The organism is Streptococcus ruminantium (assembly GCF_003609975.1).
Classification (GTDB): Bacteria; Bacillota; Bacilli; order Lactobacillales; family Streptococcaceae; genus Streptococcus; species Streptococcus ruminantium.
Genome location: NZ_AP018400.1, coordinates 181,421 through 198,990, shown reverse-complemented (window position 1 = coordinate 198,990; position 17,570 = coordinate 181,421). Strand labels below are relative to the sequence as shown.

Sequence of the window (17,570 nt, the reverse complement as noted above, 5' to 3'; positions counted from 1 at the left end):
TGTAAAATGAGTCCCTAGAGTAGACTCGAATAGATTTAGGGCATAAGTGTATCCCTATGCCCTATAAAATCTATCATTTGTAATCGTATCTTTTCCGTGAAAAGTTAGGTAGATAGAATAGCTTACAATCCTAATCTAACTCGTTAGAGAGAAACTGTAGAAAAGTGGAAAGATACGATCACAGGTATAGGTTTTTTCTATACCCTATTTTTTTTAAAAAACTATTTAGTTTTTCTCTTTTTTGTGAAAGCCAAGCCTAGCAATCCAAGCATTCCGCTTCCTACCAAGGTGAGGATAGATGCTGCTTCACCTGTATTTGGTAACTGCTTGCCACCAGATTTAGCTGGAGCGCTTGATTGAATAGCTCTTGGTTGTTGTTGAACCTTAGCTACTTCTTCCTTAGGTGATGGAAGCTGTGGTGCTTGAGACTGTGGTACTTGTACTTGTGGTACTTGTGGCACTTGTGCTTCTGGTACTTGTGCTTCTGGCGTTGCTTTCTTCGGCTTGCCTGGTACCACTTTCATTGATTTATCCATCTCAAGTTTTTCTGGTTCTGGTATAGATGGTTTGTCATCTGGTTTTGGTGCCACTTCTGGTTTAGATGGTACAGATGGTTTCTCACCTGGTTTTGGTGCTACCTCTGGTGTAGATGGTACAGATGGTTTCTCATCTGGTTTTGGCGCTACCTCTGGTTTAGATGGTACAGATGGTTTGTCATCTGGTTTTGGTGCTACCTCTGGTGTTGATGGTTTTTCTGGTTGAGGTGTTACTTGTGGCTTGAGACCTTTCTTAGTCAAGGTCAAAGTAACTGTTGTGACACCTTCGCTATCTTTACTATCTTCACGCTTCACATCATAGGTGTCGGCGAAGCCTTTTTCCAAGTCTTCGATTTCTTTCTTGAACTTCTGTTCATTATAGAATGGATAGCTTACCGTGCTAGTTCCATCTTCTCCAACTGTTTTAATAAATATATTTGCCTTAAACTTACTAAACAGTAATATAACTCCATCCGGTCTATCAAGTCGATCAAAGTATGGATACTTATCCTTATTAGAAGCTACAGTCTCCTCCACAGCCTGCTCTAATTCTTCTTTTGTTTTGATTTGACCTTCTTTTACCTTTTCAACCTTATCACTATCTTCTAACTTATAAGCAAGAACTAAGGCTGTAGTTGTTCCACTATTTACATTTGAATGTCCTGACGGTGAGCTTTGAGGTTGAGCTTGAGGTTTAGCCTTTAGTGGAGCTGATTTAGGTGTTTCTTCTGGTTTTGATTTTGGAGTTGGTTGAGGCTGGTCTTGCACTCGTGGCAGTGGTATTGGTGTTTCTTCTGGCTTAGGCTCTTCTTTCTCATTACCTTTTTCTGGGACATGTATCCTTGGATCTTCTACCTCGGGACGGTCACCGTTTCCATAGATATATGCGCCACCTAAATTTAGACCTAAATGTTTTCCTCCATGACCAGAACCATCTGGACCAGCTAAAGACTCAACCTTTGTTTTACCACCATCTCCCAAACCATCCTGAGTGCCTCCATCAAGCAACCTTGGTGTTCTAGGAGCCTCATCATCAACCTGCGGTTTTCTATCATCCCCTGGATTTCGACGGCCTCCTCCGTCCGGTGTTAGACTCATAATTTGTGGTCCATTCTTGCCTTGGATACCATCAGTGAGACCTAAACCGCCTCCCTGCCCTATAACACTATCCTCTGCTTTCGCAGCTCCTGCGGTCAAAAGGATAGTCGCTAGCAATACCGAGCCGACTCCCATCTGTGTCTTACGAAGACTGTAACGTTGTTTCTTTGTTGACTTATCCATTATGAATAATTCCTCTCTTATACTATCTTTGATATACTTTCATACATTTCTTGCTTGGAGTTCAGGATAGAGAAAATATGGCGATTAACCTGATGTTTCCTCTACCCTACTCGTCAGAAATGGGTTATTTCTTTCTCTTTCTCATATAGACAACTCCTAGCATTCCCAACAAACCACTACCTAACCATGGGAGAATGGATAATCCATCACCTGTATTTGGCAACTCTTTGGCACCAGCTTTGGCTTGAGGACTTGATTGCGTTGCTTGTGGTTGCTCAGCTCGTGGCTGTTCAACCTTCGGTGCTTCTACTTTTGGTTGCGCTGATACAGATGGTACCGGGCTTGGTTTTATTGGTTCCACTGGCAGAGGTTTGATCTCATCTTGTTGTTTCGGTGTCACCTCTGGTTGTTGTCCTAACTTCGGCTTCTCAGCTTTTGGTTTGTCCATTTTTGGCGACTCCGGTGCAGATGAGTCCGGTTTCAGCGGTAATACCGGTGACGGCATTATTTCGCCTTTCGGTTGCTCCGGTTTCCTTGGTAGGGCAGGAGCTTTATCCGGCGCCGGTGGTGTTGGGTCTGGTTTCATAGGTAACTCCGGTATAGGTATTATTTCATCCTGTGGTTTCGGTGTTACCTCTGGCTGTGGCACTTCCATCTGAGGTTGTTCATTCTGTGGGATGTCCCTCTTCGGTGCCTCTGGCAGAGATGGGCTTGAGTCCGGTTTCATTGGCGGAACCGGAGCTGGCTTCATTTCACCTCGTGGCTTCTCTGCTGGTGGGAGTTCTACCCGTGGTTCCTCACCTTTCGGTCTATTTTCCTCAGGTCTTCCTTCCGGCTTCATCGGTGGAGTTGGCATTGGTATCATCTCGCCTTTCGGCTGAGATGGTGCCGGCGGTGTCACTCGTGGTTGTTCCGGAGGGGTAGGTGCCGGTTTCTTCGGTACCTCTGGCACCTTAGGTACAGATGGCTCTGGCCTTGGTCCTGGAAGAATCTTGGCTGTACCATCACCTAGACCATTCGTACCTTTATCTGGGAATTGCGGTTTTTGAACACCCTCTTTCGGAACTTCTCCTTTGAAGCGGTACCAATGTGACCAACTAAACTGGTTAATTCCTGCCAGCAAGGGCATGTTGAAAGGATTTACATCACTATTATCCGGAACTTTTATCTTAAAAGTAAATGTTCCTTCTCCTTTGATAACATTTATGATACCTGATGCGATTGTTATGTTGAGTAGTGTTTCAAACTTGTCAGAGGTCAGTTTATGATTCTCTGCTCCCGACCAGTATACATGCCGATACCATTCAGCATTATAGTCATTTAAGTCTGTGCTTCTTTCAGATTTCCAGTAACTCTGGTCTTCGCCATTACCGCCACGTTTAAAATCTGAAAACTTGAAGTCTTTAAACACATCTGAGGTGCTTTCAATATCTTCTTGAACCTCTACGCCCTTGGGAAAAGCAAAGACAAATCTCGGATTGGTCCATGACTCATCCTTCTTATTGATTGTCACCGCCCACTTGACGATGGTTGCCTTATTCTCTGCATCCCTATCATAGGACAGTTCATAATCAACACTGCCGTCCACCTCTTTGACATCTTCCCGATAAGCCATGCTGACCGTAGTTGATTGCTTACTGCTAGGTAGAGAATTTTGCTTACCGGCTTGACCATTCGTCAGTGATATGTTGCTAGCTTCGCTGAGCAGGGAAGTAGAAGAAGCAGATGACTGGTGACCCAGCCCCAACCCTGAAGAAGGTGTTCTTTCTGATGTGGATGCTGAGGTGTCCAGTGCTCCTGCTGGCAGAGCGGAAGTTCCTGCCGAAGGTGACTGATTGTCTTTTGATGAGGCACTAGAATTAGCCTCTGCATCTCCTCCTTTCCCGCTAGAATCAGAGGGGTGCCCTGATCCATTTTGTTCACTCAAGGAGGAGGTTGTTGGCATCCCCTGCTCTTGAGCTTGAACGCTTTGCATCGGTGTTCCTGCAAGTAGAATTGTCCCGATAATGACCGAGCCAGCTCCTACATGTAGCTTCCGAATACTATAACGCCGGTGCTTTTTGTATTTCATTACTTGAATCGAGTACCTCCTATCCAATCACGATCACAAAAAGGCGATAGTGATAGCAAATTTTACAACTCTAGTATACACCAATTAAGAAAGCGCATTCTATCGTCTTTCTATTCTTTGTCTATTTTTTATCTATTCATAAAAATATTGGCTTTTTGCCTGATGACAGTGGGTATATTTTCGGAGTCAACCACCGTCATCTTCCCTCTTCCTATGGTCACATTGACCCATCAAAAAAGCCCCCAACTATCGCTGTAGTTGGGGGCTTTTTTCGACTGATTGATAGGACAATCATCTCTGCTGAGAGGAGAGCTAACAATCTTCTGCTGCTTCTTTTTCCAATGTCTGACGAATCAGAGCCATAATTTGATTTCTATCTTGTTTCCATTGGGTTCGTTCATCCCTTTCAAAGGTTCGATTGGATAGGAAAATGACTGCTTGTTGTAGGGGGCGATTGTACATGATAAAGGTCCCTGTATAGCCTGTATGCGATAACCAACTCCCCTTCTTATCCCAAGCTAGCGAACGCTCACGTTTTTCATCAAAACCATAGTCTCGGGTCAACTCAGCCGCAAAATCTTCTGTCAGGTACTGCTCCAAAAAGATTTGCAAGTCCTCAATCGTTGAAAACAGTCCTGCACTACCTGCATGATGTCCCAAGACTCGTGCCTTAGGATCATGAACCACGCCAGCCTTTGCTCCTCGAACAGTTGGTACAGCTTCTGAAACTGGACCAAAGGAAGTTTGCATCATGCCAAAGGGCTGAAAAATATGCCGCTGAAACAGCTTGTCTAGCGACTCGTCTGTCAGCTCTTCCAACAAAAAGCCTAGCAGGAGAAAATTGAGGTCGGTATAGAAAAAATGCCTATCGTCGGTCACCTTGATCTGTAAAATGGCTTCTTTGAGTTGATCGGCAGTCAGGCTATCTCGGTGGGGGATAAAGGGATCAATGCCACTAGTATGGGTCAGGAGTTGTCGGATGGTTACTCGGCTATCAGCAAAGGCTGGATAGTACGACTGCAAGGTCCTATCTAGCTCCAAAGCTCCGCTATTTACCAAAAAAATCGCAAGAGTCCCTACCCCGACCACTTTGGAAACAGAGCCTAGGTCATAGGTCAAGCTCGGTTTGACTGGTTGTTGGCCATCCAGGGTCCCTAGATAATATTCCTGCCACTTTCCCTTAGAAAAAAGAGCCAGACTGGCTCCGGGATAGACTCCTTGTTCAATCTGCTCTAGAATGTTGTCAATAATCACCTGTCTCATTTTTCAAACCAACATTCGATGCCGCTAGGGTCTACTGTCTGGATAAAGGTTTCTTTCCTGTCTTTAAAGAATGGATCTGTCAAGCGACTTTCCAAATCTGTCCAAGCAAAGCTCTGTTCTACTGGGAAACGCACGCTGTCCAAATCCCAGACCTGTTCTGCAGGTGCCAGCAAGTCTACTCCTTCTGCTTGAACAAAGCGTAAGAAGGTCTGGTTGGGCAGGATGGCTTGGTAAAAGGCTTGACTGGTACTTGGTTGTGGGGTATTGATCCAGATGGATTCTACAGTAAAGGTAGTCAGACCTGAAAATTCTTCCTGAGCAATAAAGGGAACAGGAGGTAGTATCTCTTTCAAGTCAGCAACTGAGTCCTCAGCATAGAGTAAGAAAGTATCTCCTTCGGGAGATACCGCTTCAAATGCATAGCCATTTTGCCCTTGATAGAGTTTGCTAAAGGGAGTTCCTTGGGCTAACAAGGTCTCAATTTCTGAGGCATTATCTACTTTTATCACGATTTTGTTTAGTTTTTTAGTCCCTCTAACAGCACGTGTCCTTGTTCCTGGTGACTCCATCAAGACGAGCTTGACTTCTGAACTGTCCCCCAACTCAGCAAAGGGACCATCTTCCAATTTGTTTTTCATTCCTAGATGTTCTTCTAAAAATACTAGGTTGATAGCTCTGTTATTGATACGCAAAACAGGAACTATCGCTTCATTCTTTCTCAACACGATATGTTTTTCTCCTCAATCACTCTACAATATTGTATTGTATAAAAATTTTCACTATTTTACAAATAATTATAGTATTTCGGGCTACTTTTAGCTCCGATAATCTGAGAAATGGTAGGCGGAAAAACAAAGTGGACTAAAATCCTATCAAAATAGTCTAAGCTACCGTCAAAATCATCTCAAATTGGTTTAGTTTTGGCTGATGAGACCTTTTTGCCGCACTAATATTTTTTGGTTTTATAACAGCCATTTTTACTCGTCTAAGTATCAAGTTTCCTAGGCTATGGTTTCATCTTTCAACGGTAGTTAATACTGATAAATTTTAGACAAATGGAGTCTTATCGGATATAATAGCTAATACAGATGAATTTTAAGAAAGAAGGAGAGGGTATGCGTTTTAATCAATTTTCTTTCATCAAACAAGATGATGCTACTTGCCTACAGGAACTGGCTGCGGTTGGTTTTCCTTTGGATGCAGAGGCAAGCGGTAAAAAAAATCTAGAAACGTTTGTTAGAAGATGTCATTTTTTGACGGAAAATACGGATTTTGCCTTGTCCAATATGATTGCGGATTGGGATATGGATTTGCTGACGTTTTTCCAGTCGGACTGCGATTTGACAGAGCAGGTATTTTATCAGGTTGCTTTACAACTGCTTGGTTTTGTTCCTCATTTTGACTATACCGATGTGATGGAATTTGTGGAGAAGACCAATTTCCCAATCGTCTATGGTCACTTGATTGAAAATCTCTATCAACTGCTCAATACTCGGACAAAATCTGGAAATACCTTGATTGACCGCCTGGTCAGCGATAATTTTATCCCGGAGGAGAACACCTATCATTTCTTCAATGGAAAATCTCTGGCAACTTTTTCGACCAATCATCTCATTCGTGAGGTGGTCTATGTTGAAACACCTGTTGATACGGCAGGGAGCGGGCAGACCGACTTGGTTAAGGTCTCGATCCTTCGTCCTCATTTTGCTGGAAAAATTCCTGCTGTCATTACCAACAGTCCCTATCATCAAGGGGTCAATGAAGTTGCTAGTGACAAGGCTCTCCACAAGATGGAAGGGGAGTTGGCTGAAAAACCTGTTGGAGACATCCTCGTCAAGGAACCTAGCTTTACAAGGCTTGCACTAGACCAGCGCAAGTTGCCTATCAGCTCTGCTACTGAGAAACTGGGGCACATCAGCTCTTACTCCCTCAATGATTACTTCCTGGCTCGTGGTTTTGCCAGTCTTCATGTCTCAGGCGTGGGGACACTCGGCTCCACTGGCTACATGACCTCCGGTGACTATCAGCAGGTAGAAGGCTACAAGGCAGTCATTGACTGGTTGGGCGGTCGTAGCAAAGCCTATACAGATCACACGCGCTCGCTAGAGGTCAAGGCTGATTGGGCAAATGGCAAGGTAGCGACAACGGGACTATCCTATCTAGGTACTATGTCCAATGCTTTAGCGACAACGGGTGTCAAGGGGCTAGAAGTTATCATCGCAGAAGCTGGTATTTCTTCTTGGTATGACTACTATCGTGAAAATGGTCTCGTGACCAGTCCCGGTGGCTATCCCGGTGAAGATTTGGATAGTTTGACCGCTCTGACCTACTCTAAGAGCCTGCAAGCTGGCGACTTTCTCCGCAATCGCAAGAACTACGAAAAGGGGCTTGCTGCCGAACGAGACTCTCTCGACCGTACCACCGGTGATTACAATCAATACTGGCAGGATCGCAACTACTTGCTCCAAGCTGACAAGGTCAGATGTGAAGTGGTCTTCACCCACGGATCACAGGACTGGAACGTCAAGCCAATTCATGTCTGGAATATGTTTCATGCCCTGCCTGCTCACATCAAGAAGCACCTTTTTTTCCATAATGGTGCCCATGTCTATATGAACAACTGGCAATCCATCGACTTCCGCGAGTCCATGAATGCCCTGCTCAGCCAGAAATTGCTGGGCTATGACAATGGCTATCAACTACCTTCTGTCATCTGGCAGGACAACCAAGCCGAGCAAAATTGGATCAGCTTGGAGACTTTTGGCGGAAACCATCAACATCGCTTCTCACTTGGACAGGAGAAGGCGGTCATTCAAAACCGATACGATGAGAAAACCTTTGAAACATACTGCAAATCCTATCCTACCTTCCATCAAGATCTCTTTACGGATAAGGCCAATCAGATCACTGTCGATATAGAGGTGGACCGAGACATCCATCTCAATGGTAGGGTTCATCTTCAGTTACAGGTCAAATCTAGTCTTTCCAAGGGACTCCTGTCTGCCCATCTGTTGGATGTGGGGTCTACGAAGCGACTGACACCTATTCCTAGCCCGATAGCTCGGGCTAGCGTGGACAATGGTCGTTACTACGCCCAAGAAAACCTGGTCGAACTTCCTTTTGTAGATACTCCTCACCGAGTCATTACTAAGGGCTTTATCAACCTTCAAAACCGATCTAACCTCATGACTGTCGAAGCAGTTGTCCCAGACCAGTGGATGACGATTGGTTGGGACTTGCAACCGACAATCTACAAATTGAAAAAAGGCGACAAACTCCGCCTTATCCTCTATACCACTGATTTTGAATGCACCATTCGGGATAATCACGACTGGCAAATCAGTATTGATTTGGACCAATCACACATGGTACTGCCCTATAGCTAACTGTTGGTAAGTCAATGCTTGTCACTACAGTGATTCTAGCTTACCAGCAAAACAAGCTTTCATACTCTAAGAGCGTTTGTAGGTGTTTTTCCTGATTCCGATTTATCAAAACAGCTATTCTTATCATTTTGAAGTTTTCAGTTATGGTTCGTCATTAAACTCTCAGAAATGTTATTATTCCAACATTTCTGGGAGTTTTTTACTGCCGACTGCAAAAAAAGATTGAAGAGTTTGTCCAAACTGGACTTTTTCTTCAATCTAAAGTGGGTTATGACTCATTTTCTTCTAGTTTTCTAGCGGGTGGATGGTAACTCCTTGTACCACACGATTGACTGTGCCGGTCGGTGATGGTGTATCTGGTAAGTTTTCACATTTGATAGCCGCCATGATGGATACGGTTTGAGCAAAGATGATATAGGGGAAGGTTAAGCACACATCTGGTAGACTGGCACCACCTTCTGCCAAAACAAAGCTTGGAGCTGTCGTTCCTTCTAATGGACTTGCTGAAAGAGCAACTGTCCGAGTTGCTATACCATCTCCATGAACTTCATTGAGCAAGTCAATATCGTACTGGCGGGTATAGGCATCATTTGAGACAAATAAGAAGACGAGGGTTTTATCGTTGATGAAGGATTTTGGTCCATGGCGAAAGCCAAGTGGTGATTCGTACAGGGTCGCAATTTTACCTGCTGTTAGCTCAAGGATTTTCAACTGAGCCTCATGGGCAAGTCCATAAAAATCACCGGCACCCAGATAAATCACGCGCTCAAAGTCAAGGTTTATCAATTCCTGCACATAGTCTTCACGATCTAAAACATCCTGACCCAGACGGACAATCGTCTCTACCCAGTCTGCCTTTTCTGCCTGACTAGCTGGTGAAAAGACCAAAAGTGCTGTTAGTGCCATGCAACTATAGCTCCCTGTCATGGCAAAACCTTTATCGTTAGAGCCTGATGGCTGCAAGAGTAGGAGATTTTCTGCATCTCCTTTAGCTACAAGAGCAAGCTTTCCTTCTGGAGCGCAGGTAATGGTGACTTGGTAGAGTTGATTGATGAGTTGTTTTGCTACTTCTACCGCTGCCAAGCTCTCAGGTGAATTGCCAGAACGAGCAAAGGATACCAAGACAGTCGGAAGATCTGCTTGAAGGTAATCATGGGGACGTCCAACTAGTTCAACCGTCCCGATAGCAGAAAAGCGAATGTGCTTCAGATCGTTGACTTGATTAAGATAATTGACAATACTTTGACCTACGAAATCAGAAGTTCCTGCACCGGTAAATATAACATGGAGACTATCATGTTTTTCCTTGAGGTCAGCAAGAAAGCGTTCAATGACTTCCAACTTCTCTACGTACAACTGATGGACTTCCTTCCACAGACTGGGCTGCTGGAAAATCTCTTTTGCTGTAATAATAGCGCCCAATCGTTCGAGTTCTTCTTTTTCTAAACGAAACATAACTCCTCCTTGGCATCTGGTTATAACCACTTTTTCTTTTATTATAGCGAATGTATCCTTTAAAGTCAATCAAAAAATAGTTTAATATATTAAGACAGGCTAACCTTCTTTCTCACAAAACTACCAAACTTCCTAGAAATAGTGTATAATAGCTTGACAAGTTACTTTAAGGAGACTATTGGCTTATGATAAATATGCAAAATCTGATGAAACAGGCTCAAAAAATGCAAAAGCAAATGGAGAAGAGCCAAGCTGAATTGGCTGCTGCTCAATTTACAGGTACATCTGCTCAAGACTTGGTAAGAGCGACCTTTTCTGGTGATAAAAAGTTGGTTTCTATCGACTTTAAACCGGAAGTCGTTGATGCAGACGATCTTGAAACCTTGCAGGATATGACACTACAAGCCGTCAATGCTGCTCTTGCAAAAATTGATGATGAAACACAGAAAAAACTTGGTGCTTTTGCTGGTAAATTGCCATTCTAATGCCAAAAGACGCGATTGGGTCCAACCTTCGCGTCTTTTATTGTGTTTATTCAAAGTTGTATAGTAAAGACTGGAATTGTAGGAAGAAAAGGTCAGCATAGTGATATTCGGTCTGAAGTTCTTCCATCAGTTTTTTCAACTCGGTCATTTTATCTGTAATAATACCGTCAACTTGTAACAAGACCATCTTCGTCATCGTTTCTCGATTATTGGGTGTCCAAGCATAGACTGATTTACCACGGAACCAAGATTTTAGCATAAAGTGTTTGTCCAAGGAAGTGTATTCCATGGTGTAACCATCTGCAACCGTTGTTGGATAAATTGAGTTAAAAGGTAATATAAATAAAGAAACAAGTTGTTCGTCATACTGCTTGATGTCAGCAATCGTCTGATAATCTAAGGACTGCATTTGATGCCCCTTGGCAAGCAAGCGACTCCCGTATTTTTTCAGAAAGTTTCGTGTTAGGTTTGGCGAATCGGCCTTGGTCACCTTGATTTCCACTAATAATTTTTGCCCCAGCTCATCGGCTTTGTCTAGATAGGTGTCAAAAGAAGGAACCGGAGCTGCCAAGCCATTTTCTGATGCTGTCATTGCTGTCAACTCTGCTAGGGTATAATCGTGTGTCCCTCCAGGATTGCCCGTTAAAGCCAATAGGTCGGTATCATGCATGACAACAAATTGACCATCCTTGGTCTCCTGAACATCCATCTCGATATAATCTGGTTTGAGTCTAGATGTTTTTTCCAGTCCTTCCACAGAGTTCTGCACAGCATTGCCATCATCCACTCCTCTATGAGAAATGGTGACTGGTAGCGTATGGAATGGATAATAGAGGGTCAGGACACCTTGAATTCCAAAAAATAGGCCAGAGAGCAATAAGATGACTAAACGCAGTCCGTGGCGCAGGCGTTTGCGGCGATAGATAGGTAACTGTTTTCCTGTCAAGAGGCTGACAAATCCAATCATAAACAGGGCGATTATGCCATAATAGAGCAACTTTAGTAGCGTGTAGGAAATGACTACTAGACCAATGGAAATGCTTGGTAAATAGTTATCAAATAAGACCTGTACAACATAGAGGAGAAAGCCCACTCCTGTAAAGAGGAGGACAGGAAAGGTGATTAGCCAGATAAGGTTAACCAATGATTCCACTTGTTGCCATCCCTTGGTCTTCTCCCATGAGTAGACAATGGACTCCTTGACACTTCTGTGTGTAAAATAAATTTCCGGCAAGGCATACATAAACCGGGTCGCTAGCCAGAAAAAAACGAGGAGGGTAATCACAATGACTGCTGCTACCCAAGGTGTATCTAACAGGTAGTCTAGGATAAATTGTGGCACGACAATTTTGTTAAAATAGTAAATATTTAAAATTCGTCGTAAAAACGGTAGGAGAATGACTGAATATAAAAGGAGAAATAGTACCTTTGCAACGCTGCTATGACGGATAATTGCTAACATACTATCTCGTACATCCCGCATATAGTCCGGTAGGTGCTTCACTTTTTCATCCAATAAGTGCCAGACTCCTGTAAATAACAGAGCTAACTCCAAGTAAGCAATGGCTATGTTTATAAGAAATAGGAGCAGAAAGAGCCCTGTCACAAAAAGATTTTCCGAAAGAACTGATAGTAGATTGGTCGGGGAGAGATAGGCATAGCCCGTCATAGCCAATAATCCTTCAGAAATCCAAGAGTTGAGTGGTATCCAGACAAACTCCATCACGGTGAAGAGAGTACAAAAAAGAAGGAGAATCTTGTCCAGATTGTAATACATTTTTTGAAATTCTCGTTGTAATTTATTCATGATTCTAGTGTCCCATATTTTGGTAGGAATTGCAAGCCTTCTTTATCTATGTTACAATGGTACGGTATTGGCATAGGAGGAAAAATTATGACCCAAGAAGTGACAATTGCTCCGCTGATAGAGGCTCAGTTGTATCAGATTTGGCAAATCGGTTATAGCCAGTCCCAACCTGAATGGAAAAAATGGGATGGCCCCTATTTTGAAGATTACCAGATGTATCCTGACTTTGAGGCTTTTCGGATGAGTAGGATGTATGACTTCCACTTAGCACACAACGTTTGGGGAATCTTCATTGACCAGCAACCAATAGGGATTGTTACCCAGCATTGGGAGGATGAAAAGACCCGTTGGCTAGAAATCGGTATCGTCATCTACGATGAGCAATATTGGAATGGTGGCTACGGTACAAAAGCTCTTGATATGTGGGTGGGACAGATTTTCAAAACGACTATCAACTTGGAGCATATTGGCCTCACCACTTGGTCTGGGAACCACCGTATGATGCGAGCTGCTGAAAAAATTGGGATGGTGAAGGAGGCTCAAATCCGAAAAGTTCGCTACTGGCAAGGACATTACTGGGATTCTGTCAAATATGGTATATTGAGGGAAGAGTGGACTTTACAGATTGAAAAAAGGCAACAAAAAAGTTGAAGCTGGATAGATTATCATCCAACTTCAACTTTTTTTGTAACGAATTGATTTTATTTTCCAAACAAACGAGCAAAAAAACTCTTAGCTTGCTGCCCTTCCTCTGCTTGTGCCTTGACTTCATCTAGCTCCAGCTTGAGAACTTCCTTATCTGCCATGGCTTTAAGCGTCAGTTGTTGTTGCTGATCTAGTTGCTTGTCTTTTTCTGCAATTTGCACATCTTTCACGCGCAACTGTTCATCTTTTTCTGCAAGCTGTTTATCCTTGGCTTTTAATTGGCTGTAGAGGCGAATGATTTCAGCATTCTTCTCGTCAACTAAAATCTCCATTAGTTCACGGTGCTTGACTTCATCACTAATCGGCTCATCTTCAAAAATGGTTGTTTTGTAGATTTCCTCCAACTTAATCAAGCCAGCACGATTGACAACGGTCACCCCCTTGTCATTTTTTTCTACAAACTCTTCCGGAAGTGATTTTACTCGGTTGTTCATAGCCTGACGGCTCACTCCCAAAATCTCAGCTAACTCGCTGACTGTCTTTTCGATTCCCATAATATCCTCGGTACTTGTATTCCTCTAGTTTATATCACTAAAATATTACCACAGAAGCCTATCCCTGTCAAATTTATGGGAATAATCAAGGCATTTCTGACACCAAAAAAGGATTAGCTGTCACCTCTGGTATTTTATGGTACAATAAAGGCATGAATACAGTAGATACGATTATTATCGGAGCAGGACCCGCTGGTATGATGGCGGCTATTGCTGCGAGTTTTTATGGTAAAAAAACCTTGCTCCTTGAGAAAAATAAGCGATTGGGGAAGAAATTGGCCGGAACCGGTGGTGGACGGTGCAATGTCACCAACAATGGGACACTAGAAGACCTGTTAGCTGGTATTCCTGGTAATGGTCGGTTTTTATACAGCGTTTTTTCTCAATTTGACAATCATGATATTATTCATTTTTTCCAAGAAAATGGAGTCCAACTCAAGGTAGAAGACCACGGTCGTGTCTTTCCGACTACTGATCGTTCCCAAACGATTATCAAGTGCCTTGAGATGAAGATGCTAGAAAATGGAGTGGAGATTCACACAGGGACGGAAGTTGTCTCCGTCCGCAAGGTGGGTGAGCTCTTTCATGTCAAGACTGCTACAGAAACCTTTACTGCTCCTCAGCTGATTGTCACTACTGGTGGTAAAACCTATCCTTCTACTGGATCGACTGGTTTCGGTCACGACATCGCTCGGCATTTTAACCTTGAGGTTACGGATATTGAAGCTGCTGAAAGTCCGATTTTGACCGATTTCCCCCACAAAAAACTCCAGGGCATTTCTTTGGACGATGTCACTCTTACCTATGGCAAACATATCATCACTCATGACTTACTTTTTACCCACTTTGGTTTGTCCGGTCCTGCTGCCCTTCGCTTGTCAAGTTTTATTAAGGGTGGAGAAACCGTCTTTTTAGACATATTGCCAGCTTATTCTGAGCAAGATTTGGCTGAGCATTTGGAAAAAAATCGAGAAAAATCCGTTAAGAATGCACTCCGGGAGCTCATTCCGGAGCGGTTGGCCGATTTTTTCGCAGAGTCTCATGATTGTAAGGTCAAGCAGGTGACTCATAAAGAATTAGCCAGCCTCCTCAAGCACCTCAAAGCCTTACCGATTCAAATTAGCGGTAAAATGTCTCTGGCAAAATCCTTTGTTACTAAGGGAGGCATTGATCTCAAAGAAATCAACCCTAAAACTCTGGAGAGTAAAAAAGTTCCCGGTCTGCACTTTGCTGGGGAAGTTCTGGATATCAATGCTCACACAGGTGGGTTCAACATCACCTACTGTTTGGCAACCGGCTGGGTAGCGGGTAGTTCATAGCTTGGATAAGCTACTTTTAGGTTTGGTTATTCAAGTTTCCATCCCATAATTATGTGTCCTCATTCGGCTGGCTATTTTCGTGCCTATTACTAGATATTCAAGCAAACTTTGCTTGAATTTTTTTGTTTTTTGTTGTATGATAGATTTATAACAATGTAACAAGGAGGATCCCCATGCAGCTACATTTATCATCTGTTTCAAAAAAATTTGATCATAAGATTATTCTAGAAGGTGCTTCTTTTCAGTTTGAAAAAGGGAAAATTTATGGCTTGTTGGGAAGGAATGGAGCTGGTAAAACAACGCTTTTTAACTGTATCGCCCGTAATTTGACCTTGGACAGCGGCAGTATTTACTTTTTTGAAGACGGGCAGACTCATGACTATGAGAATACAGACATCGGTTTTACACAAACCCATCCTCAGTTGCCTGCTTTTATGACAGCTTTTGAGTTTATTCGTTTTTACATGGATATTCACAAAAACCAGCTTAAATCGCATCTTAGCCCCGAGGAATGGCTGAGCTTGGTTGGTATTGAAGAAAATGACCAACACCGCTTGCTAAAAGATTTTTCCCATGGAATGCAAAATAAGGTTCAGTTGCTCCTATCCTTGATTGTCCAGCCTACCGTTCTCTTGTTAGATGAGCCATTGACTTCCTTTGATCCGGTAGCTGCACATGAGTTTAAGCAGTTAATCCGCGAGGCAAAAAAGGATTCTGTTATCATTTTCTCCACCCATATTCTACAATTAGCCCAAGACCTCTGCGACGAGATTGTTCTTCTTCATCATAGAGAATTGCAGGCTGTTTCGAGTGATAAATTGCACGATCCTGATTTTGAAGAGGAAATCGTGGACCTTCTGACAGCTGAATAGGAGGTTGATATGAAAACTATACTGCGTTATTTTTGGTATAAAGAAAAGTACAATCTTTATCGGTCTATAAATGGATTTTTCTATTACTTAAGAAAACTCCCGTTACTGGGCAAGAAGATTCCAGCAACAATTTTTAAAGCTTACGATCTCAAGTCTGGTCTTTTCTTTGTTCTCCACTTTCTGACCATTCCTAGTCGGCTCTTTGTAAAAGGAATTTGGTTGGCTATTTATTTTGGCATTGCCACCTTTGTGGTCAACCTATTACAAAAACATTCTGCTCCACTCCACCATCAAGAAACTGTCTGGCTTTTGGGCTTTACTTCCTGGATGATTTTTGTCGGCTACGGCTATCGCTTTAGCAAGGGTTTTGAGCCTTTTATCGCCAAAGCCGACCGGGAATTTATGCAGAATTTCGATCTATCTCACTCTAGTTTTCTCCAAAGTCAGCTCTTTGTAGAGCCTATCCTGACAAGCCTTTACTATCTTCCTGCTCTTTTGGTATACTGCTTTTCTACAGGGGAATGGATTTATTTCCCTGTGGGACTATTAACGATTCCCGCTGGGCATTTTGCTGGACACGCTACTAATCGCTTATTATTTAATCGTCGCATACTGGTCCGTCAAAATTCTTGGCAGTCATGGGGGATTATGATTAGTGCTTTCCTTATCCTTGGACTTCTGTTCTTCTTTAAAAATCAACTCTCTAGCAAATTCCTTTTGCTAGCTCTAGCATGTCAACCTTTTTTAATCTGGGCTGGCTATCGTTATTTGAAGAAGCAGACCAATGATCTAGATTATCTTCAACATTGTATGGACGAATCATTGCAGATGGACAAGAAAATTGCGGAATTAACAAAGGGCAATGATTATACTCGTCAAGGACTGCAAATGCAAGATAAGCTGAGCTTAGACAAAGGAAAAGATCTATCCCATCTGTCTGGCATGACTTACTTAAATGCTCTGCTATTTGACCGCTACCACTCCATCCTATTCAAAAAATTGCGGTTTCGTCTGGTTTTGCTTCTAGCTATTCTACTTAGTTTGGAAGCTATTATCTGGTTTTTCAAGGCTGATTTTAAGATAGCAAATACTGACTATATTGCGGCTCTTCCATTTGCTTTTATGATTATGTACGTTGCCTCTATGGGGAAGGCTGTTGCCCAAATGGTCTTTGTTAACTGCGATATTTCTATGCTTCATTATCCATTTTATCGTGAGCCAAAGACCATTATCGCTGGTTTTAACTATCGTTTTGCTCAGACTGCAAAATGGAATGCTTGTTTTTCTGGAAGTTTATTGCTGAGTCTGCTTATCTTGACTCGCGCCAGTCTTCCTCTCTCAAGCTACCTGTTGACAGCGCTTCTTCTCACCAGCCTGACCGCACTCTTTTCCTTCCATGATTTGTTTATTTATTACATCCTCCAACCCTTTACCAAGGACATGGAAGTGGTCAACCCTGTCTATCGTTTCCTCAGTGGTGCTCTCTACTGGATCGCCTATCTCAATACCCGGCTAAGAATCAGCAGCCAGACCTACATTTTATTGGTTTCTCTGGGGATGCTTGCCTATGTAGCCATTGGATACTGGCTACTGCTAAAGAAAGCACCAAAAACCTTCCGACTGAAAGCATAATAGTAAAACACAGCCTTCTCATTCGAGAGGCTGTTTCGGCTTATTGACTAAAATTTTCTCGACATAACAAATCACTTAGGCTAAATCTAAAACCTCTCAGAAGACTCGGATTTGCACTTTAAGACATTCTATGTATTGTACACAAATCGCTTAATGGCTTCTTATAGTGCCTAAAACCTTGTTCAGACAATTCCATCTTAACTTGTCACTACACTCAAAAGAATGCGCTTACAAAAAAACAGAAAAAAAACAGATTACCTGCAG

Annotated in this window: 13 protein-coding genes; 6 read left to right on the top strand and 7 right to left on the bottom strand. The window is 42.8% G+C overall.

The genetic code is table 11. From position 1 onward, the window contains the following. Nucleotides 1-221 precede the first annotated feature (221 nt). The 4 genes from SR187_RS01110 to SR187_RS01095 all read right to left on the bottom strand — a co-directional run bounded on the left by SR187_RS01110 (nucleotide 222) and on the right by SR187_RS01095 (nucleotide 5,876). Nucleotides 222-1,817, bottom strand: a complete 1,596-nt coding sequence (locus tag SR187_RS01110) for a YSIRK-type signal peptide-containing protein (protein WP_120171248.1) — start codon at nucleotides 1,815-1,817, stop codon at nucleotides 222-224. 124 nt (nucleotides 1,818-1,941) lie between these two features. Further along, nucleotides 1,942-3,888, bottom strand: coding sequence for a YSIRK-type signal peptide-containing protein (locus SR187_RS01105; RefSeq protein WP_120171247.1), 1,947 nt, complete (start codon nucleotides 3,886-3,888; stop codon nucleotides 1,942-1,944). 312 nt (nucleotides 3,889-4,200) lie between these two features. After that, nucleotides 4,201-5,151 (bottom strand): serine hydrolase domain-containing protein, encoded by a 951-nt coding sequence (locus tag SR187_RS01100; protein WP_120171246.1) that lies wholly within the window; start codon nucleotides 5,149-5,151, stop codon nucleotides 4,201-4,203. Further along, on the bottom strand, nucleotides 5,148-5,876 hold the full coding sequence (locus SR187_RS01095; RefSeq protein WP_120171245.1) for a CppA N-terminal domain-containing protein: 729 nt from the start codon (nucleotides 5,874-5,876) through the stop codon (nucleotides 5,148-5,150). The genes SR187_RS01100 and SR187_RS01095 overlap by 4 nt, the downstream gene beginning before the upstream one ends. 390 nt (nucleotides 5,877-6,266) lie before the next feature. Here SR187_RS01095 and SR187_RS01090 point away from each other — a divergent pair, with 390 nt between their 5' ends. Continuing rightward, the gene (locus SR187_RS01090) at nucleotides 6,267-8,537 is read left to right on the top strand and encodes a Xaa-Pro dipeptidyl-peptidase (RefSeq protein WP_120171244.1); all 2,271 of its coding nucleotides are present in this window, start codon (nucleotides 6,267-6,269) and stop codon (nucleotides 8,535-8,537) included. 285 nt (nucleotides 8,538-8,822) lie between these two features. On the opposite strand, the gene SR187_RS01085 is transcribed toward SR187_RS01090, so the two are convergent. Beyond that, nucleotides 8,823-9,992, bottom strand: coding sequence for an SIS domain-containing protein (locus SR187_RS01085; protein WP_120171243.1), 1,170 nt, complete (start codon nucleotides 9,990-9,992; stop codon nucleotides 8,823-8,825). Nucleotides 9,993-10,177: 185 nt separating this feature from the next. Between SR187_RS01085 and SR187_RS01080 the strand changes: the two genes are divergently transcribed. Next, nucleotides 10,178-10,477: a YbaB/EbfC family nucleoid-associated protein gene (locus SR187_RS01080; RefSeq protein ID WP_120171242.1), complete on the top strand. Its 300-nt coding sequence runs from the start codon at nucleotides 10,178-10,180 to the stop codon at nucleotides 10,475-10,477. A gap of 46 nt (nucleotides 10,478-10,523) precedes the next feature. Here SR187_RS01080 and SR187_RS01075 read toward each other — a convergent pair whose 3' ends face one another. Continuing rightward, the gene (locus SR187_RS01075) at nucleotides 10,524-12,284 is read right to left on the bottom strand and encodes a glycerophosphodiester phosphodiesterase (RefSeq protein ID WP_120171241.1); all 1,761 of its coding nucleotides are present in this window, start codon (nucleotides 12,282-12,284) and stop codon (nucleotides 10,524-10,526) included. 87 nt (nucleotides 12,285-12,371) lie between these two features. On the opposite strand from SR187_RS01075, the gene SR187_RS01070 reads away from it, so the two are divergent. Then, the gene (locus SR187_RS01070; RefSeq protein WP_029751246.1) at nucleotides 12,372-12,935 is read left to right on the top strand and encodes a GNAT family N-acetyltransferase; all 564 of its coding nucleotides are present in this window, start codon (nucleotides 12,372-12,374) and stop codon (nucleotides 12,933-12,935) included. Nucleotides 12,936-12,985: 50 nt separating this feature from the next. Here the strand turns inward: SR187_RS01070 and SR187_RS01065 are convergent, their stop codons facing one another. Further along, complete coding sequence (locus SR187_RS01065; protein WP_024531435.1) at nucleotides 12,986-13,483, bottom strand: DUF536 domain-containing protein; 498 nt, start codon at nucleotides 13,481-13,483, stop codon at nucleotides 12,986-12,988. Between the two features lie 152 nt (nucleotides 13,484-13,635). On the opposite strand from SR187_RS01065, the gene SR187_RS01060 reads away from it, so the two are divergent. The 3 genes from SR187_RS01060 (at nucleotide 13,636) to SR187_RS01050 (ending at nucleotide 17,306) form a co-directional block, all read left to right on the top strand. Next, nucleotides 13,636-14,802: a BaiN/RdsA family NAD(P)/FAD-dependent oxidoreductase gene (locus SR187_RS01060; RefSeq protein WP_120171240.1), complete on the top strand. Its 1,167-nt coding sequence runs from the start codon at nucleotides 13,636-13,638 to the stop codon at nucleotides 14,800-14,802. A 173-nt stretch (nucleotides 14,803-14,975) separates the two neighbouring features. Further along, nucleotides 14,976-15,674, top strand: coding sequence for an ABC transporter ATP-binding protein (locus tag SR187_RS01055; protein ID WP_120171239.1), 699 nt, complete (start codon nucleotides 14,976-14,978; stop codon nucleotides 15,672-15,674). Between the two features lie 9 nt (nucleotides 15,675-15,683). Then, entirely contained in the window at nucleotides 15,684-17,306 is a 1,623-nt protein-coding gene (locus SR187_RS01050) for a hypothetical protein (RefSeq protein ID WP_120171238.1), read from the top strand. Nucleotides 17,307-17,570: the final 264 nt, after the last annotated feature.